Below are 24,193 nucleotides of genomic sequence, written 5' to 3' on the forward strand. Positions count from 1 at the left end.
AGGCATCAATGGAAAGCATCATCAATAAAGTCAACGCACTCGCTCATTCAACCAACCTGAACGAGCAAAAAATTTCGCACTTTATTATTGAGCAGCAATTTGACCTCGCTAAGTTTAGCGCCACCAAAGTCGGCGCTAAACTGGGCATCAGCGATTCGTCGGTAATTCGCTATGCCAAAAGCATCGGCTGCAGTGGCTTTCCGGACCTAAAACTGAAGCTGGCGGCACTTGCGCCTCAGGCACAGAAGCTACCCACTCAATCTGTATATGCAGAAATCGAAAGCAGCGACTCGACCCAAGCCATCATCGAGAAGTCAAAAAACTTATTTACCAGTAAGATCGAGCAATCCTTAAGCCTGATTGATACCGACACCATTGAACGCAGTGCTGAAGTACTGCTCAAAGCAAATAAGATCCTGCTTTCCGGTATCGGCGCGTCTGCATTGGTTGCCGCAGACATCAACCACAAGCTGATTCGCTCTGGTTTTAACGTGCAGTTCAATCTCGATTACCACATTCAAATCGTCCAGGCTTCACTGCTGAAAAAAGACGATGTGTTGCTGGTGGTATCAGCGCGAGGCAATACCCAAGAAGTACTGGCTGCGATTGAAAAAGCGCGCGCCAACGGTGCCAAAGTGATTGCCCTGACACGTTACGGCAAAGGCAAAGTGGCCCAGCTATCGGACTTCGTTATTCCTTACAGTTACACCGAAGAGCACAACCAATTGGGAATGGTGACACCACAACTGCTGCAGATGATTGCTTTCGACATCCTATTTTTCAAACTCAATACGCTGACCGACTCTGTCAGCATGAATACTGCGTTGGACTCACTTCGTCACATTCAGCGCTAACGAGGTTCCCCGATATGAAAATGGGCAAAGATCCCGACTATCGTTTTTCCCTTGCTAATGAACGCACTTTTCTCGCGTGGATACGCACTGCACTGGCTTTTCTAGCGACATCGATAGGCATTGATTTGCTCAGTGCGACCCACGACAGTCCTATCCTTCGTCATAGCGAATGGCTCACACCCGGTTTAGCCAGCGTGGCGCTAGTGACCGCTGTATGGGCATTTTTGCGTTGGTATCAAAATGAAAAAGCGATGCGACTCGAAGACCCATTCAAGTACAGTAATAGCTTGATTGCGATAACCTTAGTCGTCGTCAGCTTTGCGTCTTTGGTCGGGTATTTGGCGATATGAAACCCTCGCCGCTTGAACGCGACCCGGGGCTACAACGAGAGCGCACTCAACTGGCGTGGACGCGCAGCGCGTTGGTGATGACCACGGGGACTATGCTGCTGATTAAAGTCGGCTCACTCTCCATCTTGCAGTACTTGCTGCTGTTGGTTGCACTATGGTTGTTCCTCAATCAGATTGTCAGGCGCAAAACCGAAATCGCGACTCAGTCAAACGTGGTGCATCGAAAAATGTTGGTTCGCAACCTATGGATTGCCTGCGCGGTTGCTCTCGCAGCATTGTGGGTCTGTCTGCACTAGTTTTGTCGGTGAGCATAAAAGCAAAAGCCACCTATCACGCAGCGCGCAATAGGTGGCTTATTATATTCACTTGATAACGATTCAGTATTATTCCACTGTTACCGCTTTCGCTAGGTTACGAGGTTGGTCAACGTCGGTACCTTTGATTAAGGCAACGTAGTAAGACAACAGCTGCATCGGGATGGTGTAGTAAATCGGCGCAGTGATTTCACTAACGTGAGGCATTGCAATGATCTTCATTGTCTCATCCGCTTCAAAGCCCGCATCCACATCAGCAAAGACATACAGCAAGCCGCCACGAGCGCGTACTTCTTCAATGTTCGACTTTAGCTTTTCTAGCAGATCATTACTTGGCGCAACCACCACCACTGGCATATCGGCGTCAATCAGCGCCAAAGGACCGTGCTTCAATTCGCCCGCCGCATACGCTTCCGCGTGGATGTAAGAAATCTCTTTTAACTTGAGTGACGCTTCCATCGCGATTGGGTAGAACTCACCACGACCCAAGAACAACGTGTGGTGCTTGTCAGCAAAGTCTTCCGCCAGAGCTTCGATCTGTTTTTCAAACGCCAATGCGGAATTGATCTGCGCAGGTAACGCGTGTAACGCCTCCACGATCTCTTTTTCTTTCTCTTTGCTGATGCGGTTTTGCTGCTTACCAAGCGCGGTTACCAGCATCAATAGCGCAGAAAGTTGCGTGGTAAACGCTTTGGTCGACGCCACACCAATTTCAACACCCGCGCGGGTCATAAAGGCAAAATCAGACTCACGAACCAAAGAAGAGCCCGCCACGTTACAGATGGTCATCGCCGCCATGTAACCTTTTTCTTTCGCCAGGCGCAGTGCTGCTAGCGTGTCTGCGGTTTCACCCGATTGAGACAGAGTGATCAACAGGCTGTTTGGACGCGTGACAAACTTGCGGTAGCGGAACTCAGAAGCGATTTCGACGTCACAGCTTACGCCAGCAATATCTTCAAACCAGTAACGCGCAGTCATACCCGCATTGTACGAGGTACCACATGCGACGATTTGTACGTGCTCAACACGGCTCAGAATATCCGCTGCGTTAACACCGATAGACTCAGTCACGACTGAATCTGCGCTGATGCGCCCTTCCATGGTGTTGATTAATGCGGTTGGCTGCTCGTAAATCTCTTTTTGCATAAAGTGGCGGTATTTACCTTTATCACCCGCATCGTGCTCAGCGTTTGACTCGGTAATTTCGCGCTCAACACGCTCACCCGATTGGTCAAATACCGTCACTTCGCGGCGAGTAATTTCTGCCACATCACCTTCTTCTAGGTACATAAAACGGCGAGTCACGCTCAGCAACGCCAATTGGTCTGAAGCTAGGAAGTTCTCGCCAACACCAAAGCCAATTACGATTGGGCTACCTGAACGCGCCACAACAATACGTGACGGATCTTTGCGATCCATCGCGACAGTGCCGTACGCGCCTTCTAGTTGCTTTGCGGTTTTCTGCACGGCTTCAATTAGGCAATCTGTACTACGAAGTTCCCACTCCACCAAGTGAGCAATCACTTCCGTATCAGTTTGAGATTCAAATACGTAGCCGCGCTCACGTAGCGTTTCACGCAGCTCTTCGTAGTTTTCGATAATGCCGTTATGCACGACAGCGATATCACCAGACATGTGTGGGTGTGCATTCACTTCTGATGGCTCACCGTGTGTTGCCCAACGAGTATGCGCGATACCGGTACCACCCGTTACGCCAATTTCATCAACCGCATCTGCCAACTCTTGCACTTTGCCCAAGCGGCGAACACGAGTCAGGTTAGACTCTGAGTCTACAACAGCGACACCCGCTGAGTCGTATCCGCGATATTCCAATCGCTTAAGACCTTCAACTAAAATTTCTGCTACATCACGCTGTGCTACTGCACCTACGATTCCACACATATTAACTCCAATACTTTTCCTTCCGAACGGCAGCAAGCAAAGGCCTAATCGGGTTGTAATTTAAAAACGTTATACGCAGATCACTTTGATCCCATGGGATTCGATGATCTGTTTGAATTCGGTTGAGAGATCTTTGTTTGTCACTAGTACGTCTATCGCATCCCAAGCGAGCTCTAGGTTTGGGATCTTGCGGCCGATCTTTTCTGATTCGACCATGACGATCACTTCGCGAGATACTTCTGCCATCACTTTGCTTAAGCCAACTAGCTCATTAAAAGTGGTCGTACCGCGCTCTAAGTCAACGCCATCCGCCCCAATGAAAAGCTGGTCAAAGTCATAAGATCGTAGAACGGATTCAGCAACTTGACCTTGAAACGACTCGGAATGAGCATCCCAAGTCCCGCCTGTCATCAGCAAAGTTGGCTCGCTCTCTAGTTCATTTAGCGCATTAGCAACATTAAGAGAATTGGTCATCACCACTAGGCCACGCATGCCATCCAATTGTTTGATCAATGCGCCAGTCGTGCTGCCACTGTCGATAACGATACGGTTGTGTTCGCGGATCAGCTTTGCCGCTGCTTGAGCGAGTTCATCCTTACGAATCGAAACATTATGGTTCATTTCATCACTGACAACTTCTTTCGGCAGTGCGATAGCTCCGCCGTAGCGTCGCAATAGCTGACCGTTTTTCTCTAGTGACGCGAGATCCTTTCTAATTGTGACCTCTGATGTTTCAAATCGCTGTGATAGCTCTTCTACACTCACTTCCCCTTTTTCGTTTACTAAGTTGGAAATGGTGTGTCTTCTGAGCTGTGTATTTCGTTTCGACATTTATTCCTAATTTTTACATTTCGAAGTGAAACTTATTATAGTCAAAACGAAACTTTTAAGTCCATTTATTTTGATCCAAAAAATTAATAATTAGCGATAAAACCTTGTCCTAAGACAATTCTTAAGCAGTGATATTGGATGAATTAGGTGATAGAATGCGCCACCTAAAAGAAAAAAAATTACAGAATTGAACGTTATTTTTTTGCAACTAAGCCCATATATACTGGTTTAGTCACATAAATACTGAATATTAGCGCGCCGACTTGGTCATAAAATGACTAAACTTGGTGAAAGACTTTCAGTTTTGAAGTCCCGATGAATGAGCGCCGTCTCCGACGAAAAGCAGGCACTAAATGCTCGGTCGACAGCATAGACTTCAACCTAAGTAACAACTTTCAAATTGTAACTATTATTGACCGGAGAGTATCTTCCATGAAAAAGACCAAAATCGTATGTACGATTGGCCCTAAAACTGAATCTGTAGAGAAGTTAACTGAACTAGTAAACGCAGGCATGAACGTAATGCGCCTGAACTTCTCTCACGGTGACTACGAAGAGCATGGCACTCGTATCGCGAACTTCCGTAAAGTAATGGAAGCAACTGGTAAGCAACTTGCGATTCTTCTAGACACTAAAGGTCCTGAAATCCGTACTATCAAACTAGAAAACGGCGACGACGTTGATCTAGTAGCTGGTCAAGAATTCACTTTCACAACTGACACTTCAGTTGTAGGTAACAAAGACATCGTTGCGGTAACTTACCCAGGTTTCGCCGCTGACCTAAACGTTGGTAACACTATCCTAGTAGACGACGGTCTAATCGAGATGGAAGTGATTGCAACGACTGACACTGAAGTTAAATGTAAAGTTCTTAACAACGGTGCACTAGGCGAAAACAAAGGTGTTAACCTTCCTGGCGTTTCTGTAAACCTACCAGCACTATCTGAAAAAGATAAGAACGACCTTAAGTTTGGTTGTGAGCAAGGCGTTGACTTCGTTGCAGCATCTTTCATCCGTAAAGCATCTGACGTTAAAGAAATCCGTGAAGTACTTGCAGCAAACGGCGGCGAGAACATCCACATCATTTCTAAGATCGAAAACCAAGAAGGTGTTGATAACTTCGACGAGATCCTAGAGCTTTCTGACGGCATCATGGTTGCTCGTGGTGACCTAGGTGTTGAAATCCCAGCGGAAGAAGTAATCTTCGCTCAGAAAATGATGATCGAGAAGTGTAACCGTGCTCGTAAGATGGTTATCACTGCAACTCAAATGCTTGATTCAATGATCAACAACCCTCGCCCTACTCGTGCGGAAGCAGGCGACGTTGCTAACGCAGTAATGGACGGTACTGACGCGGTAATGCTTTCTGGTGAAACAGCGAAAGGTAAATACCCTGTTGAAGCAGTAACTATCATGGCTCAAATCGCGAACCGTACTGATTCAGCGCTTAAAGCTGAACTAGGTTCTCGCCTAGACAGCCCACGTCTACGTATCACTGAAGCGGTATGTAAAGGCGCAGTAGACACAGCTGAGAAACTGGCTGCTCCACTGATCGTTGTTGCAACTGAAGGCGGTAAGTCTGCACGTTCAGTACGTAAGTACTTCCCAACTGCAAACATCCTAGCACTAACAACCAACAAGAAGACGGCTGCACAGCTTGTTCTAACTAAAGGTGTTACACCTGTTGTTGTTGATGCTATGGACAACACTGACGCATTCTACGTACGCGGTAAAGAGCTTGCTCTTGAGTCTGGCCTAGGTAACAAAGGCGACATCGTAGTCATGGTTTCTGGTGCTCTAGTTGCTTCAGGTACGACAAACACTGCATCTGTACACGTGCTTTAATTCGTAACGTTTACAAGATAAATAAAATGAGGGCCTCGGCCCTCTTTTTTTGTTTTTACTCGTTAGTGTCTGCGAAATCGTTAGTCCAATTTATAGATCACATCAACACGGTCGCGGATCACGATCGTCGAATCTTGATAAGTGTTGGACTCCATTTTGGCGTCCATCGCCATTGAACGCATTAACACTGGCTGGGAGCTTGGCATGTTATAGTCGATTTGCCACACACTACCTAGCTTGTGACCAAAACCTTTCGCTAATGAATCCGCTTTGCTGTTAGCGTCTTTGATTGCAGCCATTCGCGCTTGTTCACGATACTTGGCTGAATCTTTGACTTTCAGACTGATGTTGTCGACTTGGTTAATACCCGCGTTCAGAGCGATATCTAAGTATTGATTCAGCTTAGTCAAATCATCTACCGTCACATTCACCGTTCGGCTCGCACGGTAGCCTACCAACTCAGGTTTACCTTCTTTTGGATAATGGTACTGCGGAGACAGGTACAGGTTTGAGCTGGTAATGTTGTCTTTGCTCACGTCCTGATCGGTTAGCTCATCAAGAAAGTCAGACACGACTTTATCAACGGATTGCTTTGCCTGCTCAGCGGTCATGGTTGTCTCAACCACTCGAACGGTAAACTCTGCCATGTCTGGTGTCGCGACTACTTCGCCGTAGCCAGAAGTCGACAGGTGTGGGAAATCGACATTGTTGGCCATCGCGCCGAAGCTAAGTGCGCTGGTCAGCAGTGCTGCAATTACTGTAGGAACTCGTTTCATTCCGCGTCTCCGTATGTGATGGAATCCATACATAATAGGAAACGAACCATATTAGACCAAGTTTATTCCTTTGATCTGACAGAGAATTTACTCAGTCAAATGGCTATTTGGGCAGTAAAGAATGGGCATGAGAGACAATCGCCTCGCTGATCTCTTGCAGTAATCCGGTCTCGAGCTGCCAGTGATGCCAGTAAATTCGAAAGGTCATAAAAAAGCCGGGGATCAAGTCGATCAAACGCCCATCATTGAGCTCTTTTTCGATCTGTACTCTTGGGATCAAACAGTACGCGCAGCCCATTAAAGCCATGTTGACAAAGGCTTCTGAACTCGCGACGTGGTGGTTGATCACGCTGTCTGGGTCAATGTTGTAATGCTGCTGAAGAAAGCTGCGGTGTAAGTTGTCGTGCTGATCGTAGGAAACTGCCGGCGCGTGTTGCAATGCCTCTCGGGTAACACCATCGGAAAAATATCGCGTGACAAACTCTGGATTCGCGACGCAAACATAATCCATTCGGCCTAAGTATTGCGCTTGGCAGCCAGTGATGGCTTTAGGCTCCATACTGATCGCGCCCGTCACTTCACCATTTTTCAGTTTATCGAGTGTGCGCGCTTCAGCATGGACGACAAAATTGAGTTCCACTCTGCGCGATTGCATCAATGGGGCGAGCGCAGGGAGCAACCAGGTTGCAAGGCTATCGGCGTTAGTCGCGATAGAGATATTGAGGGGACGCTTGCTACTGTCATTGCCAAGCTCCGGGATCAATTCGTTTTCCAGCAACTGCACTCGCTGGTAAAAGCCTAACAGTTTTTTGCCGATTGGCGTTGGACGTGGTGGTTGTTCGCGGATCACAACAGGCTGAGCGATGAATCTTTCCAATTGCTTGATCCGCTGTGATATCGCTGATTGAGAGACAAACAGTTCTTCGGCAGCACGCTCAAAACTACCGCTACTTACCACCGCTTCTAACGCCTCGATCCACTTGTAGTCTAAACCACGCATACTTCCCTCAGTCTGTTTTCGACTTGTTCTCCCACAACATTAGCAGTACTTATATAACATTAAAATCATTAATTATATTTATAATCCTATTCGTTCTATCTTGTTAATTCAGCAATCAATGCATCGTTAAACAGGAGAGAAAACGTGAACTTTTGGCTGTTATTTCAGGGTTTTGGATTAGGCGCCAGCATGATTATTCCCATCGGTGCGCAAAATGCTTATGTGCTCAATCAAGGCATTAAGCGTAATCATCACCTGACGACCGCAACTATCTGCAGCTTTTTGGACGTTTTCTTTATTTCACTGGGAATTTTCGGCGGCGGTGCGATTTTGTCACAAAACGAAACGTTACTAACCGCGGTGACTCTCGGTGGTATCGCGTTTCTGAGCTTCTACGGCTACTTGTCTTTCAAAAGTGCCTTTAGCCATTCCACGCAAAGCGAGACAGCCACCAGCAAAAATTTACGCGGCAAGCGCGCTGTCGCTTTAGGCGCTATCGCCGTGACGGTATTCAACCCTCATTTGTACTTGGATACAGTAGTGATACTTGGTTCGATTGGCGGACAATTTGAGGGACAAGACCGAATTGCGTTTGCCCTCGGCACGATGATGGCGTCCTTTGTTTGGTTCTATACCCTATCTGTCGGTGCGGCAAAATTGGCTCCGACCTTATCAAAACCGAGAGTAAAGCAAGGTATTGATATTGCTATTGCCATTATGATGTACGTGATCGCGTTTCTATTAGCCAAAGAACTGGCTACAAATCATTGGTAGAGAGTTATGGATAAGCTGGAAAAAATTTACCGCTTTAACACTGAGTTGCTCAATCAATTAGACATTCCATTTAATGAATGGACGCACGAGCCGATTTTAGACTTCGAAACCGACGTCAAAGTCGCGAGAGAACTTGGCTGGACTGGCACACACAGTAAAAGTTTGTTTCTCAAGCTGAAGCCTTCTGGCTACGCGCTGTATATCACCGATAAAGACAGTCGGTTGGATAGCAAAGCCATTAAACAGATTACCGGTAAGCGCGTATCGATCGTCGGCAATGATGAAATGACCGAACAAACCGGCTGTGTACCGGGTGCGGTATGCCCCTTTGGCTTACCTGATGACATCACGATTTTCGTCGATAGTCGACTCTATCAACACGACGAAATTCTCTACACACCCGGGCACCCAGAGCGGACGATTGGATTTACCGGCTCTGAGTTGTCTAGGATTCTCAGCTCACTGCCTAATCCGTATTACGAGATATAAAAAAGCGAGGCATCTGCCTCGCTTTTTATCACTAATCGAATTAGTCTTCGACTTTGTTCAGATGAACATCCATTTGTGGGAATGGGATTTCGATGCCGTTTTCATCCAACGCTTCTTTAATTGCTTGCATTGAATCGAAGTAAACGTTCCAGTAATCCGCAGTTTTAACCCAAGGGCGAACCACGAAGTTCACTGAAGAATCAGCCAGAGCAAGAACGCCAATCGTCATGTCTGGATCTTTCAGAATACGAGGGTCTTTTTCTAGCGTCTCACGAATAACTTGTTTAGTTTGTTTTAGATCCGCTTTGTAAGACACACCAATCACTAGGTCAATACGACGTGTAGAGTGGCGAGAGTAGTTAGTGATAGGACCGCCGATAACGCCAGAGTTTGGTACAACCACCATTTTGTTGTCTGGTGTTTTTAGTACCGTCTGGAAAATTTGAATCGCTTCAACGCTACCTGCTACGCCGCCAACTTCTACGTAATCGCCAGATTTGAACGGACGGAATGCAACAATAAGAACGCCTGCCGCAAAGTTAGATAGTGAGCCTTGAAGCGCAAGACCAACAGCCAAACCTGCTGCACCAATTACTGCAACAACAGAAGCCGTTTGAACACCTACGCGACCAAGCGCTGCGATAAGTACGATGATGAACAGTAGGTAGCGAACCAGACCGTGGACAAATTCCACGACCGCTTTGTCCATGTTTTTCTTTTCTAGCACTTTAGAAATGCTACCAGCCACCGCTTTAACGATAATGTTACCGATAAATAGGATAAGCAGCGCAGAAATGATGTTCACGCCGTATTGAATCAGTAGGTCTGAGTTACTGTTCAACCACTTTTCAGCCTGAGAGAGCCCTTCCGCTAAAGGCGCCTCAACGCCCATAGATTCACCTGCCATAATTTGTATCCTCTAAATACAGATTTTTATTTAACCGAGAAAAGGTATTTGCGAGCTGCAACCGAGCCCAAAATGTTAACCACATCCATATCGTTGCACTGAAACAATCGTCAGAATTTTGGCACAATATCTTAAAGCCAACTTTTTTCAAGTCAGATTTTTGCAAATAGATTCAAAACAACTAGTTATCTGCATTGCTTGATACTGGCTCGTTACAGATTACGCAATGGATTTACATTTCGCCATACTTTTTGCGCAAAATTGCATCGTTTGGTCGATAATCAAACACAATTTCATTAATTCAGACGATCAACTGATTGCGTATTTAAGGCATGCTTAGATTTATCAAATGCGCTCAATTGATGTTTTAAGCCGTCAACCATTCAGCCTTTGCACTTTCAAAAGGCGTAAAAAAGCCCGCTCTAACAGCGGGCTTTTTAAACAACTCAATCGTTACCGATTATAGTACGTCAATTGCGTTAAGGTCAGCAAATGCTTGCTCTAGACGCTCAACCATTGATACTTGACCAGCACGTAGCCATACGCGTGGATCGTAGTATTTCTTGTTTGGCGCATCTTCACCAGTTGGGTTACCGATTTGACCTTGTAGGTAATCGTGGTTTTCCGCTTCGTACTTACGGATACCATCCCAAGTTGCCCACTGTGTATCAGTATCGATGTTCATTTTGATAACACCGTAGCCGATTGATTCGCGGATTTCTTCTAGAGAAGAACCTGAACCACCGTGGAATACGAAGTTTAGAGAGTTCGCTGGTAGACCGAATTTCTCAGACACGTGCGCTTGAGAATCACGTAGGATAGTTGGAGTTAGAACAACGTTACCTGGCTTGTAAACGCCGTGTACGTTACCGAAAGATGCCGCGATAGTGAAACGTGGGCTGATAGCGTTTAGTTTCTCGTAAGCGTACGCAACGTCTTCTGGAGAAGTGTATAGCTCAGACGCGTCCATATCAGAGTTGTCTACGCCGTCTTCTTCACCACCAGTACAACCTAGTTCGATTTCTAGAGTCATGTTCATTTTAGCCATGCGCTCTAGGTACTTAGCAGAAATTTCGATGTTCTCTTCTAGAGACTCTTCAGAAAGGTCGATCATGTGAGAAGAGAATAGTGGCTTACCAGTTTGTGCGAAGTACTCTTCACCAGCGTCTAGAAGACCGTCGATCCATGGTAGAAGTTTCTTAGCTGCGTGGTCAGTGTGTAGGATAACTGGCACACCGTAAGCTTCAGCTACAGCGTGAACGTATTTAGCACCAGCGATAGCACCAAGGATTTGAGCACCTTGACCTTCAAGTTTAACGCCTTTACCTGCGAAGAAAGCTGCACCACCGTTAGAGAACTGAACGATTACTGGAGCTTTAACTTTTGCAGCTGCTTCTAGTACTGCGTTTACAGAGTCAGTACCTACACAGTTTACCGCTGGAAGCGCGAAGTTGTTTTCTTTAGCAACTTCAAAAACTTTCTGAACGTCATCGCCAGAGATAACACCTGGTTTTACGAAATCGAAGATCTTAGACATGGATTTAATCCTATTTATCTGTCGTTTTAAAAATAAAACTTGTTAAGTTTAAATTCTTGCAAACGTTTGCTCACAACTCGGGATATTCTAGCAAAGAACAATGTGACTTGCAGCAAACAAGAAAGGCGGAGAATCACTCCCCGCCTTTGTTTAATTACTTAGCACGCGCTTCTAGCATTTCTACTGCTGGAAGCTTTTTGCCTTCTACGAACTCAAGGAACGCACCACCACCTGTTGAGATGTAAGATACGTCAGCCTTGATGCCGAACTTGTCGATAGCTGCTAGCGTATCGCCGCCACCCGCTACAGAGAAACCTTCTGAAGAAGCGATTGCTTCAGAGATACCTTTAGTACCTGCTTCGAAGTTCTTGAATTCGAATACGCCTACTGGACCATTCCATAGGATAGTTTTCGCATTTTTAAGAATCTCAGCAAGTTCTGCTGTTGAGTCAGGACCAAGGTCGAAAATCATGTCGTCGTCTTGTACTTCAGACACGTGTTTGATTTCCGCTTCTGCGTTTTCATCAAATGCTTTTGCACATGCAACGTCAGTCGCTACTGGAATTGCACATTCGTCCATTAGCTTCTTAGCTGTATCTACTAGGTCTGCTTCGTATAGAGACTTACCAACGTTGTGGCCAGCTGCTGCGATGAATGTGTTTGCAATACCACCACCAACAACAAGTTGGTCAGCGATCTTAGATAGAGACTCAAGAACAGTCAGCTTAGTTGAAACTTTAGAACCACCAACAATAGCAACCATTGGGCGTGCTGGGTTGTCCATTGCTTTACCTAGCGCGTCTAGTTCGTTTGCTAGTAGAGGACCAGCACAAGCAACAGGTGCGTGCATGCCAACGCCGTGAGTAGACGCTTGAGCACGGTGAGCAGTACCGAATGCATCCATTACGAATACGTCACATAGTGCCGCGTATTTCTTAGATAGCTCTTCTTCGTTTTTCTTCTCGCCTTTGTTAAAGCGAACGTTTTCTAGAACAACAAGTTCACCAGCGTTTAGCTCTAGGCCGTCTAGGTAGTCTTTTGCTAGCTTAACTTCGCAATCTAGTGCGTCGTTTAGGTAGTTAACAACAGGTTGTAGAGAGAACTCTTCAGCGTACTCACCTTCCGTTGGGCGACCTAGATGAGAAGTAACCATAACTTTAGCGCCGGCTTCTAGACAGTGCTTGATAGTAGGTAGAGAAGCTAGGATACGTGCATCAGAAGTCACTTTGCCTTCTTTTACTGGTACGTTTAGGTCCGCACGGATAAATACACGTTTACCTGCTAGATCCAGGTCAGTCATCTTGATTACAGACATGATGTGTCCTCTCAAATATTCAAAAAGTAAAGTTTTCAGTAGCCCGGCAACCCTGCCAAGCTCATTAATTCTTCAAACTGGTTTTGATATGGAGATACAGCATATTTATTTCAAGGGTTAAAATAAATATTTCTCCAGTGCTGCTCTACGACTTATTTCGCAGCTTGCATTACGAGCGCAGTATCCAGCATGCGGTTCGCAAAGCCCCATTCGTTATCGCACCAAACGAGCATTTTAACCAAGTGCCCATTACTCACTCGAGTCTGTGTACCATCGACAATCGCGCTATGGGGATCATGATTAAAGTCGATAGAAACGAGCGGAGCTTCAGTATAGTCAACAATGCCCTGTAATGTACACTGAGAGGCATTAACAATGGTTTGATTTACGTCATTAACTTTCACATTTGTATTAATTGTGACACTTAAATCCATCGCAGTGACGTTTACAGTCGGTACTCTGACCGAAATTGCTTCAAATTTGTTGGAAAATTTCGGGAATATTCTTTCAATACCCTTATGCAACTTAGTGTCTACTGGAATGATAGATTGACTGGCTGCGCGAGTTCGTCTCAGGTCAGAATGGTATGCGTCGATCACCTGCTGGTCATTCATCGATGAGTGAATGGTAGTGATCGTTCCGGAGTCGATGCCAAATGCGTCATCAAGCGCCTTGATGATCGGCACAATACAGTTGGTGGTACAAGAGCCGTTCGATACCACGTTATGATCAGCGGTTAGGGATTCGTGGTTCACACCGTAGATAATGGTGTTGTCGACGTCGTTTGCTCCAGGATGAGAAAAGAGCACTTTCTTCGCGCCGGCCTGAATGTGTTCTTGTCCATCGGCTTGAGAACCGAAAACACCGGTACAGTCGAGTACGATGTCGACGTCAAGGTCACGCCAAGGCAATAAGTTAATTTCCGAGAGATGAAGGATGCGGATCGAGTCAAACTCGCCGCTTTCGTGGTGAACATAGATGTGTTCTTGATCGTTAGTGATCTTCTTACCAAAGCGTCCGTGGCTGGTATCGTATTGCAGCAAGTGCGCCATCGCATCAGGTTGAGCCAGTTCATTGACCGCCACGACCTTAATTTGCTGGTTTTTGCCGCTTTCATATACCGCTCTTAAGACATTACGACCGATACGTCCAAATCCATTGATCGCAACTTTTAGCATGATTCCTTCGCCCTACTCACTTTTCGTGTCACAGATAGTAACTGATAAGGCAGCAAAGCGCACCTGTTGAATCAAGGCGAGGCGAGATTAAACAAGGCCGCAGCAAAGCCGGCCTTGTTAGTTTCAATCAAGATTTAGAACGCGACGTCTAAACCTAGCCAGTAACGGCGACCGTCTTCAACATAGCCGTACTCTTCATAGCTGATTTCTTCGTCCAGCAAGTTATAAATCGCACCTTTGAGCTTGGTGTTGTCGGTTAGCTGATACGTCACACCAGCATCGACAAAGGTGTACGCAGGTTCAATGATACTGGTTCTTGACGGCCCTGTTACCGGGTCCATCTCTTCACCGCGATAAGTCACTTTGGTCCAGCTTTCAAGTTTATCAGTGGTTTGCCAGCTCACGTCCACATTGAACAAATGCTTAGGCAGTTGTTGCAATGGCATCCCTTTGTACTCACCTGTCTTTTGCTCAGAATCGGTAAAGGTGTAGCTTGAGCTCATGTAAACCGTGTCACTGACTGGCATCGCGAAAGTCGCCTCAACGCCTTGGGTCACCGCTTCGTCAACGTTGATACGGTATGTTGGGTCAGCCCCCCATTGGTTTGGTCCGTCGGTACACAGCGTGTCCGGACACACCACTCGTGTGATCTTATCTTTGAATTCGTTATGGAATACCGTCAGGGACGCATCCAGTCCTGATTCGCTTTGGTACATCAGGCTGATTTCTTTGTTGAGTGAGGTTTCCGGATCTAGGTCTGGGTTACCGTAAATGTTGCCGCCACCGCTGACTTGCGCCCAACCCTCGGTAATTTCACGTAGCTGAGGAGAGCGGAAGCCTGTAGCCACACCACCTTTCAAAGTCCAAGCTGGGTCAATTCGCCAAACACCGTAAGCTCGAGGGCTAAAGTGCGAACCGTAGTTTTCATCGTGGTCTAAACGTCCACCCAAAGTTAAGCTAAATGGTTCAACAATGGTCCATTCGTCTTCAATAAATACCGCCCACTGGGTGTTTGATGTTTCCGTCTTTGATGAAGCTTTGTTCGACGTAAAATCCTCCAGCTCGGCATGGTTCGCATCGACACCCGTCGTCACCATGTGGTTGCCGATATTGGTCGCCAAACTCGATTTGAATGTCGTATTCACGATCGTCATTTCACGCGATTTATTCTCACTCTCTTCGCGCTGCAGGTAAGTATCTGAATAACCGAGCGACTCCCAGTCCCCTGTGTGACTTACCGTCACGTAAGTACGGCGGTACTCGTTGAGTGAGTCCTCACAGCCGCCACGACAGCCCGATGTAGGTACCGACAATCCCACGTTGCCACGGCGACTTTGTGCGGAAGTACCACCTTCTAGTTGAACCGAATGGCGGTCGTTGATTTGATAAGTGAGCTTAGAAGAGATGCTTTGCAGGTCTTTGTCTTCATAGCCGTGTTCAATGTCGTCTTCTTCACGAGCAGTGTACTGACCATAAACTTGCAGTGATAAGTCTTCCGCTATCGGGCCATTCAAGAAGAAATTAGCACTTTGCTCACCGCCAGAACGGCTGTTCTCTTGCACTACTGTGCCAAGCTGTACGTTACCGGTCCATTCAGGTGCGTCTTTTCGAGTGATCACGTTGATCACACCACCAATCGCATCTGAACCGTAGAGTGTAGACATTGGGCCGCGGATCACCTCAATACGCTCAATTGCTTGTAGCGGTGGTAGCCAACCTTGTTCAATCCCTGGACCATCACTGTTTGGGCGAGTTTCACGAGTACTCTGACGCTTACCGTCCACTAGGATCAAGGTGTATTTTGACCCCATGCCACGAATACTGACATCCGTCGTATCACCACCGCCGGTGACCACGACACCCGGTACACTTTTCAGCGCGTCGGTCACATCACGGTAGTAACGAGACTCTAAGTCTTGGCGGGAAATAACACTGATACTCGCGGGAGCATCAGCCTGTGATTGTTCGTAACCTGATGCAGTCACAACCACTGTATCCATTTGAGATACTGCATCATTGGCAAACACATGAGGAACACTGACGAAGGCTAAAACACCAGTCGCACTGAGAACCGGCAGTTTGAGGGTAGACATCTCTATCTCCATAATTGATAATGATTATTATTTTCGAACGAGAATTATTCATAAATAGAATGAGATGTATAGTGAGACTTGTGGAACGGTTTTTCCCAAATATGGAACGCTTTGTTTGCGGGTGTAGGAATTAAAATGCACGATCTAGCTTCGATTCGCGCTTTTGATGCGCTCAATCAACACAAAAGCCTGACTGCCGCGGCCAAAGCACTCAACCAGCCAAAATCAACGTTGAGCCGACGCTTAGCGCAATTAGAAGAAGACTTTGGTCAGGCGCTCACAACCCGCCAAGGTAATCGCTTGGTGTTGACTCGCGCTGGCGAGATCTTTGCACACTACAGCCGACAAATACTCGAGCTCAGTGAAGAGAGTTACGATGCGCTGCAAGGATTGAACAACCAAGTGTCTGGCTCGCTGAATATTGTCTGTCACGCTGCTTTGGTACGCAGTTGGTTGGGTGATGTACTTAACCAGTTCCTCGCCGATAACCCACAAGTCAGCATTCGACTGACCAGTGACTTTTCTGATCAGCACCACGACCCAGATTTATTTATCTGGCTGGGTGAACACGGAGAGTTGGACTGGCGCAAGCAAACACTTGGTCATTTTCGCTATACGCCGTTTGCCGCTCCAAGCTATCTTGAAAAACACGGGGCGTTCAAACATCCAAGAGATTTACTTACCCACCCTTGGATTGACTTCGGCTCTGTGCGGGAAAACGGGTTGCAGCTTACCCATCCACAACATGGCAGTTACTACCTTGAGCCAATGACCAGTCGTTTATACAGTGACAACATCGCGATGCAGATCGACAGCATCGCGAATGGACACGGGGTTGGCTTGCTCCCGACTTGGACGGCGCAAGGATACGAAAAACATCATCCAGGCCGAATCACAGCCTGCCTTGAAGGGTGGTTGTCTGAGCCTATCGCGATCAATTGCTACACGCCAGCCGGGCGCCCTCCGCTGCGTTTATCCGCTCTGCTCGAAAGCATCCAACGCAGCGTTCCAGAACTGTGGTTGAATTGTTCTGTTTAAAGGGTCACATCCGCAAGGTCAGGCTCTTTCGGCGACATTACGCTTAATGCATCGGGCTTGACCTTAATTTGCAAGCGTTCACCTTCAAACAACTCGCCATCAATAACGTACTTGAGACCATCAGGGTGATGAATTTGCACCGACTCCACTTGTTTGTGCTCAGTAAATCCACCGATTTTTTCAGAAGTAAAACCGGAGAGCACTAACTCGGTCAATGACAATACGTGCATTCCCGGCAGCTCCGCTTCAGGGATCCAAGTGACGTCCAACTTACCATCATTGATGTCGGGTTCACCGCTCCCTTGCGCCAGCAAAGTGCTGAATGGCGCGGCATTGGCAATAACCATACTGTGGGTATCGATCACTTGCTCTTCTTGATCGTCAAAACGTACATACAGCGAGAGCACTTCTCCGCTAGTGACTGCATTAAGGAAGCCTTTTAGATACGCCCCTTGCCCGTCGTTGTTCTTTTCATCCCGGTTCGCGAATTCGATCATCTGTTGCTCGAAGCCAACCGCGACGATCAGTAGCGCAATCTGATCATTGCACTGCGCGACGTCGATCATCCGTGTATCACCGTGTATGATCGCATCACACGCCATAGTGACTGGGGTAAATTTAGAGCGAATCCCCCACATTGCATGACAGAGCGCATTCGCAGTACCACAAGGCAGAATCGCAAAACGTATGTTGCTGCCGACCATTTCTGCTGCAACTTCATTGACCGTCCCATCGCCACCAGCGGCAATAACCATATCGGGCTGTTGAACCAGAGCTTGCTTAGCCAATTGTGCAGCCGTTACCTGCTCGGTGGTTTCTTTTATCTCGATAGTAAAATAAGGCGATAACGTCGCCAAAATATCCGCTTTGTTCTCAGGCCATTTGCCGCCGCCAGAAACAGGATTAGCGATAATGACGATCTGTGGTTTGGCCAGGCCAAACTCTTGGTTGGCGATGTATTCTTGCAGCGCTTTGTACTGCGAAGAGTTAAGTCGCGCGCGATGACGAATTGACTGGATTTGCTCCATCACCTCAGCGATGCTTTTGTCCGGGTCTCGAGCTAACAAGTAGGCGACCATGATCATCACCGAGCGTCCACGTCCTAACGCACAATGTACCACCACCGAGCGGTTCTTCTTGCGTTGTGATTCAATCCAACGCACCGCTTTTAATAAGGTAGGAAAATCAGGATAAGCATGGTCGAGCACGGGAACATTCAAATATTCGATCCCCTCGCCGACTAGCGATACATTTAAGCTCTCAAACTCAGCCGTAACGTCTAATACCGCGTCAATCTCATGCGCGTGTAACGCCTCGACATCGGCTGGCGTTAATCTGGCCGCAAGAAACAAACCGGGTTCAATACGCTGAATACTGGGCAGTGAGGTAATCGAGCGTATTATGCGGTTGTATGTGTAGACGCCCAGCATAAAAGGCCAGAAGAGAATTCTAACGGCTTTCGGGATGGTTCCATCGCTGCGTTTACGGAAAATACGTCCGTTATTTTTGTAATAGGCCAATGCAACCAAGGCTAAGGATATTGCAACCCACAACATCAGCACAGCTAAAACCCACCAAGGGCTCAACAACGACAAGACGAAAGCAACAATGCTACCGAACATATAATAGGTGGCTATTCGCATACACACTCCATAATTTGGTCTAAAAGCACGATGGGGCGAATAGTGAGTATAGTTACTCTATGTCATTTTTTAACTTTATCTATCAAACACTTCTGTCGCATTAATTAGAATATAAAAAAAGAGAGCCATCGATGATGGCCCTCTTTTTCTTCAACAGTCGTTCACTTACGCTAGCAATTCTTTTGCTGTGTTCACTACGTTTTCAGTCGTGAAGCCGAACATCTTGAACAGTTCGCCTGCAGGTGCAGATTCACCGAAAGTTGTCATACCGATGATCTTGCCGCCAAAGCCTACGTACTTGTACCAGAAGTCCGCGATGCCCGCTTCGATAGCGATACGCGCTGTTACGTCTGATGGCAGTACTGCTTCACGGTAAGCCGCGTCTTGCTTGTCGAATGCATCCGTTGATGGCATTGAAACAACGCGTACTAGCTTACCTTCTGCTGTTAGTTGTGCTGCTGCTTCTACTGCGAGCTCAACTTCTGAACCTGTTGCAATCAAGATAAGTTCTGGCTTGCCTGCGCAATCTTTCAGGATGTAACCACCTTTTGCGATGTCCGCAACTTGCTCAGCTGTGCGCTCTTGTTGTGCTAGGTTCTGACGCGAGAAGATAAGCGCTGTTGGCGCATCTTTACGTTCGATAGCTAGTTTCCAAGCCACTGCTGATTCAACCTGGTCACATGGACGCCATGTGCTCATGTTTGGAGTCAGACGTAGAGACGCCATTTGCTCAACCGGTTGGTGAGTTGGGCCATCTTCGCCAAGACCGATAGAGTCGTGCGTGTACACTTGGATGTTCTGAATCTTCATCAGAGCTGCCATGCGCATTGCGTTACGTGCGTATTCCATAAACATTAGGAATGTTGCGCCGTAAGGAACGAAACCACCGTGTAGAGCGATACCGTTCATGATAGCCGTCATACCGAACTCACGTACGCCGTAATGCACGTAGTTGCCAGAGAAGTCGTCTGCTTCAAGAGACTTAGAGCCAGACCACATAGTAAGGTTAGAAGGCGCAAGGTCAGCAGAGCCGCCCATGAACTCAGGTAATAGCGCACCGAACGCTTCTAGTGCATTTTGTGATGCTTTACGTGATGCGATGTTCGCTGGGTTTGCTTGAAGGTCAGCAATGATTTGGCTTGCTTTCTCTTCCCACTGCGCTGGTAGCTCGCCGTTTACGCGGCGTTTGAATTCTGCAGCAAGCTCTGGATATGCAGTTTCATAAGCGACAAACTTCTCGTTCCACTCCGCTTCTTTCGCCGCGCCTGCATCTTTTGCATCCCATTCTGCGTATACGTCTGCTGGGATTTCAAACGCTTCGTATTCCCAACCTAGGAATTCACGTGCCGCTTTAATTTCGTCAGCGCCAAGTGGTGCACCGTGACAGTCGTGCGAGCCAGCTTTGTTTGGTGAACCAAAACCGATAATCGTCTTAGTACAGATTAGCGTTGGGCGAGGGTCTGCTTTAGCCGCTTCAATTGCTGCGTTAATCGCTTCAGGATCGTGGCCGTCTACCGCCGGAATTACGTGCCAACCGTACGCTTCAAAACGCTTAGGTGTATCGTCAGAGAACCAGCCTTCTACTTCACCATCGATAGAGATGCCGTTGTCATCCCAGAACGCGATCAGTTTGCCTAGACCTAGCGTGCCAGCCAGAGAACATGCCTCGTGCGAGATGCCTTCCATCAGACAGCCGTCACCCATGAACACGTAAGTGAAGTGGTCAACGATGTCGTGGCCTTCTTGGTTGAACTGCGCTGCTAGCGCTTTTTCTGCCAACGCCATACCTACCGCGTTAGTGATACCTTGGCCTAGTGGACCCGTAGTGGTTTCAACACCAGGTGCGTAGCCGTACTCAGGGTGACCCGGAGTTTTAGAATGCAGTTGACGGAAGTTTTTCAGATCGTCGATAGATAGCTCGTAACCACTTAGGTGAAGCAAAGAGTAAATCAGCATAGAGCCGTGGCCGTTTGATAGTACGAAACGGTCGCGGTCAGCCCACTCTGGGTTAGTAGGGTTGTGGTTTAGATGAGAACGCCAAAGAACTTCAGCGATATCAGCCATACCCATAGGGGCGCCAGGGTGGCCAGAGTTAGCTTTTTGAACGCCATCCATGCTTAAAGCGCGGATCGCATTGGCAAGGTGTTTACGAGACGACATGTCTGCTCCTGAGTACATTAAGCGATACGAAAAATGGGTCATAATTCTCTCAAAGCCTCAGAGGCTGTGCAAACGTTTTCCAAGCCAGAAGCTCACAAATATCGCAGCTTTCGCTCCAAATCGTTCAATTTAACCAGAATTAAAGCAAACGTTTGGTTATAACAAAAACCAAAAAAGAGCTTGTAATTCGAGCAATCAAATTTAAAATAGCCGTCTAGATGTAGATACACCTACATATATTAGTATTAATTTGCTCTGGAGCGTTTATCATGCTCCAGTTTTTAACCAAATAAAGTGGAGCTAACATGGCTAAGCACCTGTTTACTTCTGAGTCAGTATCAGAAGGTCATCCAGATAAAATTGCAGACCAGATTTCTGATGCGGTTCTTGACGCGATTCTAGAGCAAGATCCAAAGGCTCGTGTTGCCTGTGAGACTTACGTTAAAACTGGTATGGTAATGGTCGGTGGTGAAATCACGACTTCTGCATGGGTTGACATTGAAGAACTAACTCGTCAAACCGTTCGTGAAATCGGCTACGTTCATTCAGACATGGGGTTTGACGCTGACTCTTGTGCAGTACTAAACACAATCGGTAAACAGTCACCAGACATCAACCAAGGTGTTGATAAAGCTGACCCTAAAGAGCAAGGCGCGGGCGACCAAGGCATCATGTTCGGTTACGCATGTAACGAAACAGACGTTCTAATGCCAGCTCCAATTACTTACTCCCACCGTCTTGTTGAAAAACAAGCAGAAGTACGTAAAAACGGCACTTTACCTTGGTTGCGTCCAGACGCGAAATCTCAGGTAACATTCCAGTACGACCAAGGCAAGATCGTTGGTATCGACGCAGTTGTTCTATCAACTCAGCACTGTGATTCAATCTCTACTCCAGACCTACGTGAAGCAGTAATGGAAGAGATCATCAAGCCAGTACTGCCTTCTGAATGGATCAACAAAGAGACTAACTTCTTCATCAACCCAACAGGCCGTTTCGTAATCGGTGGCCCAATGGGTGACTGTGGTCTAACTGGTCGTAAGATCATCGTCGATACCTACGGCGGTGCGGCGCGTCACGGCGGCGGTGCGTTCTCTGGTAAAGATCCATCAAAAGTAGACCGTTCTGCAGCATACGCAGCACGTTACGTTGCGAAAAACATTGTTGCGGCTGGCCTAGCTGACCGTTGTGAAATCCAACTTTCTTACGCTATCGGTGTTGCTGATCCGACATCAATCATGGTGGAAACGTTCGGTACTGAAAAAGTATCTCACGACATCATCATCGAAGCAGTACGTCAGTTCTTCGACTTACGCCCATACGGCCTACAAGAAATGCTGAACCTTCTGCAGCCAATCTACAAGAAGACAGCAGCATACGGTCACTTCGGTCGCGAAGAATTCCCTTGGGAAGCGACTGACAAAGCGGTACTTCTACGTGAGTTCGCTGGTCTTAAGTAATTTAAGCCACTGACAGTGAAAAATTCGAAAGAGCTTCTGGGCAACCAGAAGCTCTTTTTTATTGTCGATAAAAAGTCCCCAACAAATTTGTATTTTTTTGCCAAGCGGTCAATAGTTAAAAATATGTTAACGAAAGTAATCAATCACGCTGTTTGTTTCGTAAACACTATAAACTCTTGCCCCAGATACGAAGTCATTACAACCGGGCATCGAGTTTCAAACACGCCAAGCCAAGTGGTTTGGTGAGAACAGAGAATCGATCAAGGAGGATATATGCCTCGTACGGTTAATCCACATGACTTCAGCGATAAGCGAAAGGAAGTCTCAGATAAAGAGTATGCACGTACCATCCCATGTAACCAACTGAGCATCTCCGCCCCTTTTCATTGGTTATCGCTTGGTCTGCATGATTTTGTTCGAATGCCGCTGATTAGCGTGTTCTACGGGCTGTGCTTTATGGTCGCAGCGATAGGTATCGTATTGTTAGTACAATGGCAAGGCACACACTTAGTCGTGCTCCCAAGCCTGATTGTTTACATGCTTATCGGCCCATTCCTTGCGTTAGGTTTATACGACGCTAGTTGGGAAAGAGAAAAAGGCCACAAAGCCAGCCTACTCCACTCGATGAAAGCTATCGGTCGCAACTCAACGTCACAGTGGGCGTTTGCGGTATTACTTGCGGTTTGTATGATCTTCTGGATGCGTATTGCTGCCCTGCTCCACGCGCTCTACCCTTCGGTGCAAGGCGCACCACTCGCTGACTTTTTACCTTTCTTAGTCATCGGCTCACTGGTGGGCTTTGTGCTGGCAGCCGTGGTGTTCAGCATCTCGGCATTTTCAATTCCACTGATGATGGAACGTCGAGTAGACGTTATGACAGCCGTATTCAGCAGCTTTAACGCGGTTAAATCCAACATCCCAGCGATGATCGTGTGGGCACTATTGATTTGCGGCGGTATTTTGGTCGGCTTTGCCACCTACGGGATTGGTATGTTGTTTACTATGCCGATTCTTGGCTACGCCACTTGGCACGGGTACCACGAAACCATCAAGAAAAAACATACTCCTTAACTTCTGAGTAAGATTCGGTTTATGATGCGCCCCAGCCTAAGTGCTGGGGTTCTTTGTTTGTAGTAACAGTGGCTGGAGTAAGCGTGGATATCGAAACACAATATCGGATTGAACAAGTCATCGCCGGTTGCCTACAACAAGCCCAGACGGCATTTGGGCGGCGCTTTGCTCACCCTTCGGTCAGCTTCAAACTCAGAGGCAAAGCCGCGGGGAAAGCGTACTTGCAACTCAACGAAATCCGCTTAAACCCTGTGTTACTTGCTGAAAGTAGACAGGCGTTCTTGGAAGAAGTCATCCCACATGAAGTGGCCCATTTAGTTACCCATCAAGTTTATGGTCGCGTTCGACCACACGGCAAAGAGTGGCAAGGCGTGATGGAAGCGGTATTTGGTATCCCCGCACGAACAACCCACAGTTTCTCGGTTAACTCAGTCCAAGGCAAAACATTCGAATACCGCTGTAACTGCACGACCTACCCATTGTCGATTCGTCGCCACAACAAAGTCCTTCGCCAGCAAGCAAGTTATCGCTGTCAGCAGTGTAAAAACACGCTGAGTTTTACTGGAAAACAGCTCTCTTAATTTACTTATTTCGCTTTAATTAATTCATATTCTGCGTGTTAGACTTAATTTTCTAATACTTTTCTAATACGTAGA

21 protein-coding genes are annotated in these 24,193 nt (G+C 47.1%); 10 read left to right on the forward strand and 11 right to left on the reverse strand.

Annotated features, from left to right (window positions below):
* Nucleotides 1–8 precede the first annotated feature (8 nt).
* From AKJ31_RS09035 to AKJ31_RS09045, 3 genes are read left to right on the forward strand one after another with little or no spacing between them, the layout of a single operon-like run.
* Nucleotides 9–854, forward strand: coding sequence for a MurR/RpiR family transcriptional regulator (locus AKJ31_RS09035; protein ID WP_053408775.1), 846 nt, complete (start codon nucleotides 9–11; stop codon nucleotides 852–854).
* Nucleotides 855–868: 14 nt separating this feature from the next.
* On the forward strand, nucleotides 869–1,204 hold the full coding sequence (locus AKJ31_RS09040) for a YidH family protein (protein ID WP_053408776.1): 336 nt from the start codon (nucleotides 869–871) through the stop codon (nucleotides 1,202–1,204).
* Nucleotides 1,201–1,500 carry a DUF202 domain-containing protein gene (locus AKJ31_RS09045; protein ID WP_053408777.1) on the forward strand — a complete coding sequence of 100 codons (300 nt, stop codon included), beginning with the start codon at nucleotides 1,201–1,203 and terminating at the stop codon, nucleotides 1,498–1,500. Before AKJ31_RS09040 ends, AKJ31_RS09045 begins: the two co-directional genes overlap by 4 nt.
* An 87-nt stretch (nucleotides 1,501–1,587) precedes the next feature.
* On the opposite strand, the gene glmS is transcribed toward AKJ31_RS09045, so the two are convergent.
* Complete coding sequence (gene glmS / locus AKJ31_RS09050) at nucleotides 1,588–3,420, reverse strand: glutamine--fructose-6-phosphate transaminase (isomerizing) (RefSeq protein ID WP_053408778.1); 1,833 nt, start codon at nucleotides 3,418–3,420, stop codon at nucleotides 1,588–1,590.
* Between the two features lie 69 nt (nucleotides 3,421–3,489).
* Nucleotides 3,490–4,251: a DeoR/GlpR family DNA-binding transcription regulator gene (locus AKJ31_RS09055; RefSeq protein WP_053408779.1), complete on the reverse strand. Its 762-nt coding sequence runs from the start codon at nucleotides 4,249–4,251 to the stop codon at nucleotides 3,490–3,492.
* 432 nt (nucleotides 4,252–4,683) lie between these two features.
* On the opposite strand from AKJ31_RS09055, the gene pykF reads away from it, so the two are divergent.
* On the forward strand, nucleotides 4,684–6,096 hold the full coding sequence (pykF, locus tag AKJ31_RS09060) for a pyruvate kinase PykF (protein ID WP_053408780.1): 1,413 nt from the start codon (nucleotides 4,684–4,686) through the stop codon (nucleotides 6,094–6,096).
* Between the two features lie 80 nt (nucleotides 6,097–6,176).
* Here pykF and AKJ31_RS09065 read toward each other — a convergent pair whose 3' ends face one another.
* On the reverse strand, nucleotides 6,177–6,872 hold the full coding sequence (locus tag AKJ31_RS09065) for an oxidative stress defense protein (RefSeq protein ID WP_053408781.1): 696 nt from the start codon (nucleotides 6,870–6,872) through the stop codon (nucleotides 6,177–6,179).
* 103 nt (nucleotides 6,873–6,975) lie between these two features.
* A complete protein-coding gene (locus tag AKJ31_RS09070) occupies nucleotides 6,976–7,872 on the reverse strand; it encodes a LysR family transcriptional regulator ArgP (RefSeq protein ID WP_053408782.1) in 897 nt (298 codons plus the stop codon).
* 144 nt (nucleotides 7,873–8,016) lie between these two features.
* On the opposite strand from AKJ31_RS09070, the gene AKJ31_RS09075 reads away from it, so the two are divergent.
* Nucleotides 8,017–8,646 (forward strand): LysE/ArgO family amino acid transporter, encoded by a 630-nt coding sequence (locus tag AKJ31_RS09075; protein ID WP_053408783.1) that lies wholly within the window; start codon nucleotides 8,017–8,019, stop codon nucleotides 8,644–8,646.
* A 6-nt stretch (nucleotides 8,647–8,652) separates the two neighbouring features.
* Nucleotides 8,653–9,135, forward strand: a complete 483-nt coding sequence (locus tag AKJ31_RS09080) for a YbaK/EbsC family protein (protein ID WP_053408784.1) — start codon at nucleotides 8,653–8,655, stop codon at nucleotides 9,133–9,135.
* A 40-nt stretch (nucleotides 9,136–9,175) separates the two neighbouring features.
* Here AKJ31_RS09080 and mscS read toward each other — a convergent pair whose 3' ends face one another.
* The 5 genes from mscS to AKJ31_RS09105 all read right to left on the reverse strand — a co-directional run bounded on the left by mscS (nucleotide 9,176) and on the right by AKJ31_RS09105 (nucleotide 16,165).
* Nucleotides 9,176–10,042 carry a small-conductance mechanosensitive channel MscS gene (gene mscS / locus AKJ31_RS09085; RefSeq protein ID WP_053408785.1) on the reverse strand — a complete coding sequence of 289 codons (867 nt, stop codon included), beginning with the start codon at nucleotides 10,040–10,042 and terminating at the stop codon, nucleotides 9,176–9,178.
* Nucleotides 10,043–10,502: 460 nt separating this feature from the next.
* Nucleotides 10,503–11,579 carry a class II fructose-bisphosphate aldolase gene (gene fbaA / locus AKJ31_RS09090; protein WP_053408786.1) on the reverse strand — a complete coding sequence of 359 codons (1,077 nt, stop codon included), beginning with the start codon at nucleotides 11,577–11,579 and terminating at the stop codon, nucleotides 10,503–10,505.
* A gap of 154 nt (nucleotides 11,580–11,733) precedes the next feature.
* Nucleotides 11,734–12,894, reverse strand: a complete 1,161-nt coding sequence (locus tag AKJ31_RS09095) for a phosphoglycerate kinase (protein ID WP_053408787.1) — start codon at nucleotides 12,892–12,894, stop codon at nucleotides 11,734–11,736.
* A gap of 152 nt (nucleotides 12,895–13,046) precedes the next feature.
* The gene (gene epd / locus AKJ31_RS09100) at nucleotides 13,047–14,072 is read right to left on the reverse strand and encodes an erythrose-4-phosphate dehydrogenase (protein ID WP_053408788.1); all 1,026 of its coding nucleotides are present in this window, start codon (nucleotides 14,070–14,072) and stop codon (nucleotides 13,047–13,049) included.
* Nucleotides 14,073–14,206: 134 nt separating this feature from the next.
* Nucleotides 14,207–16,165, reverse strand: coding sequence for a ligand-gated channel protein (locus AKJ31_RS09105; RefSeq protein ID WP_053408789.1), 1,959 nt, complete (start codon nucleotides 16,163–16,165; stop codon nucleotides 14,207–14,209).
* A gap of 135 nt (nucleotides 16,166–16,300) precedes the next feature.
* On the opposite strand from AKJ31_RS09105, the gene AKJ31_RS09110 reads away from it, so the two are divergent.
* Complete coding sequence (locus AKJ31_RS09110; RefSeq protein ID WP_053408790.1) at nucleotides 16,301–17,203, forward strand: LysR family transcriptional regulator; 903 nt, start codon at nucleotides 16,301–16,303, stop codon at nucleotides 17,201–17,203.
* Here the strand turns inward: AKJ31_RS09110 and AKJ31_RS09115 are convergent.
* Entirely contained in the window at nucleotides 17,200–18,846 is a 1,647-nt protein-coding gene (locus AKJ31_RS09115) for a diacylglycerol kinase family protein (RefSeq protein WP_072161285.1), read from the reverse strand. The genes AKJ31_RS09110 and AKJ31_RS09115 overlap by 4 nt on opposite strands.
* Before the next feature lie 165 nt (nucleotides 18,847–19,011).
* Nucleotides 19,012–21,006 (reverse strand): transketolase, encoded by a 1,995-nt coding sequence (gene tkt / locus AKJ31_RS09120; RefSeq protein WP_053408792.1) that lies wholly within the window; start codon nucleotides 21,004–21,006, stop codon nucleotides 19,012–19,014.
* Between the two features lie 305 nt (nucleotides 21,007–21,311).
* Between tkt and metK the strand changes: the two genes are divergently transcribed.
* The 3 genes from metK (at nucleotide 21,312) to AKJ31_RS09135 (ending at nucleotide 24,118) form a co-directional block, all read left to right on the forward strand.
* A complete protein-coding gene (gene metK / locus AKJ31_RS09125) occupies nucleotides 21,312–22,466 on the forward strand; it encodes a methionine adenosyltransferase (RefSeq protein ID WP_053408793.1) in 1,155 nt (384 codons plus the stop codon).
* Nucleotides 22,467–22,739: 273 nt separating this feature from the next.
* Nucleotides 22,740–23,537 (forward strand): DUF2189 domain-containing protein, encoded by a 798-nt coding sequence (locus AKJ31_RS09130; protein ID WP_053408794.1) that lies wholly within the window; start codon nucleotides 22,740–22,742, stop codon nucleotides 23,535–23,537.
* Nucleotides 23,538–23,620: 83 nt separating this feature from the next.
* Nucleotides 23,621–24,118, forward strand: coding sequence for a SprT family zinc-dependent metalloprotease (locus AKJ31_RS09135; RefSeq protein ID WP_053408795.1), 498 nt, complete (start codon nucleotides 23,621–23,623; stop codon nucleotides 24,116–24,118).
* The last annotated feature ends 75 nt before the right edge of the window (nucleotides 24,119–24,193 follow it).

The organism is Vibrio hepatarius (assembly GCF_001274785.1).
Classification (GTDB): domain Bacteria; phylum Pseudomonadota; class Gammaproteobacteria; order Enterobacterales; family Vibrionaceae; genus Vibrio; species Vibrio hepatarius.

What these genes read in the sequence shown, in the direction of transcription:
- AKJ31_RS09035 (WP_053408775.1), top strand. Translation starts at nt 9, where the DNA reads ATGGAAAGCATCATCAATAAAGTCAACGCACTCGCTCATTCAACCAAC.
- AKJ31_RS09040 (WP_053408776.1), top strand. Translation starts at nt 869, where the DNA reads ATGAAAATGGGCAAAGATCCCGACTATCGTTTTTCCCTTGCTAATGAA.
- AKJ31_RS09045 (WP_053408777.1), top strand. Translation starts at nt 1,201, where the DNA reads ATGAAACCCTCGCCGCTTGAACGCGACCCGGGGCTACAACGAGAGCGC.
- glmS (WP_053408778.1), bottom strand. Translation starts at nt 3,420, where the DNA reads ATGTGTGGAATCGTAGGTGCAGTAGCACAGCGTGATGTAGCAGAAATT.
- AKJ31_RS09055 (WP_053408779.1), bottom strand. Translation starts at nt 4,251, where the DNA reads ATGTCGAAACGAAATACACAGCTCAGAAGACACACCATTTCCAACTTA.
- pykF (WP_053408780.1), top strand. Translation starts at nt 4,684, where the DNA reads ATGAAAAAGACCAAAATCGTATGTACGATTGGCCCTAAAACTGAATCT.
- AKJ31_RS09065 (WP_053408781.1), bottom strand. Translation starts at nt 6,872, where the DNA reads ATGAAACGAGTTCCTACAGTAATTGCAGCACTGCTGACCAGCGCACTT.
- AKJ31_RS09070 (WP_053408782.1), bottom strand. Translation starts at nt 7,872, where the DNA reads ATGCGTGGTTTAGACTACAAGTGGATCGAGGCGTTAGAAGCGGTGGTA.
- AKJ31_RS09080 (WP_053408784.1), top strand. Translation starts at nt 8,653, where the DNA reads ATGGATAAGCTGGAAAAAATTTACCGCTTTAACACTGAGTTGCTCAAT.
- mscS (WP_053408785.1), bottom strand. Translation starts at nt 10,042, where the DNA reads ATGGCAGGTGAATCTATGGGCGTTGAGGCGCCTTTAGCGGAAGGGCTC.
- fbaA (WP_053408786.1), bottom strand. Translation starts at nt 11,579, where the DNA reads ATGTCTAAGATCTTCGATTTCGTAAAACCAGGTGTTATCTCTGGCGAT.
- AKJ31_RS09095 (WP_053408787.1), bottom strand. Translation starts at nt 12,894, where the DNA reads ATGTCTGTAATCAAGATGACTGACCTGGATCTAGCAGGTAAACGTGTA.
- epd (WP_053408788.1), bottom strand. Translation starts at nt 14,072, where the DNA reads ATGCTAAAAGTTGCGATCAATGGATTTGGACGTATCGGTCGTAATGTC.
- AKJ31_RS09105 (WP_053408789.1), bottom strand. Translation starts at nt 16,165, where the DNA reads ATGTCTACCCTCAAACTGCCGGTTCTCAGTGCGACTGGTGTTTTAGCC.
- AKJ31_RS09110 (WP_053408790.1), top strand. Translation starts at nt 16,301, where the DNA reads ATGCACGATCTAGCTTCGATTCGCGCTTTTGATGCGCTCAATCAACAC.
- AKJ31_RS09115 (WP_072161285.1), bottom strand. Translation starts at nt 18,846, where the DNA reads ATGCGAATAGCCACCTATTATATGTTCGGTAGCATTGTTGCTTTCGTC.
- tkt (WP_053408792.1), bottom strand. Translation starts at nt 21,006, where the DNA reads ATGTCGTCTCGTAAACACCTTGCCAATGCGATCCGCGCTTTAAGCATG.
- metK (WP_053408793.1), top strand. Translation starts at nt 21,312, where the DNA reads ATGGCTAAGCACCTGTTTACTTCTGAGTCAGTATCAGAAGGTCATCCA.
- AKJ31_RS09130 (WP_053408794.1), top strand. Translation starts at nt 22,740, where the DNA reads ATGCCTCGTACGGTTAATCCACATGACTTCAGCGATAAGCGAAAGGAA.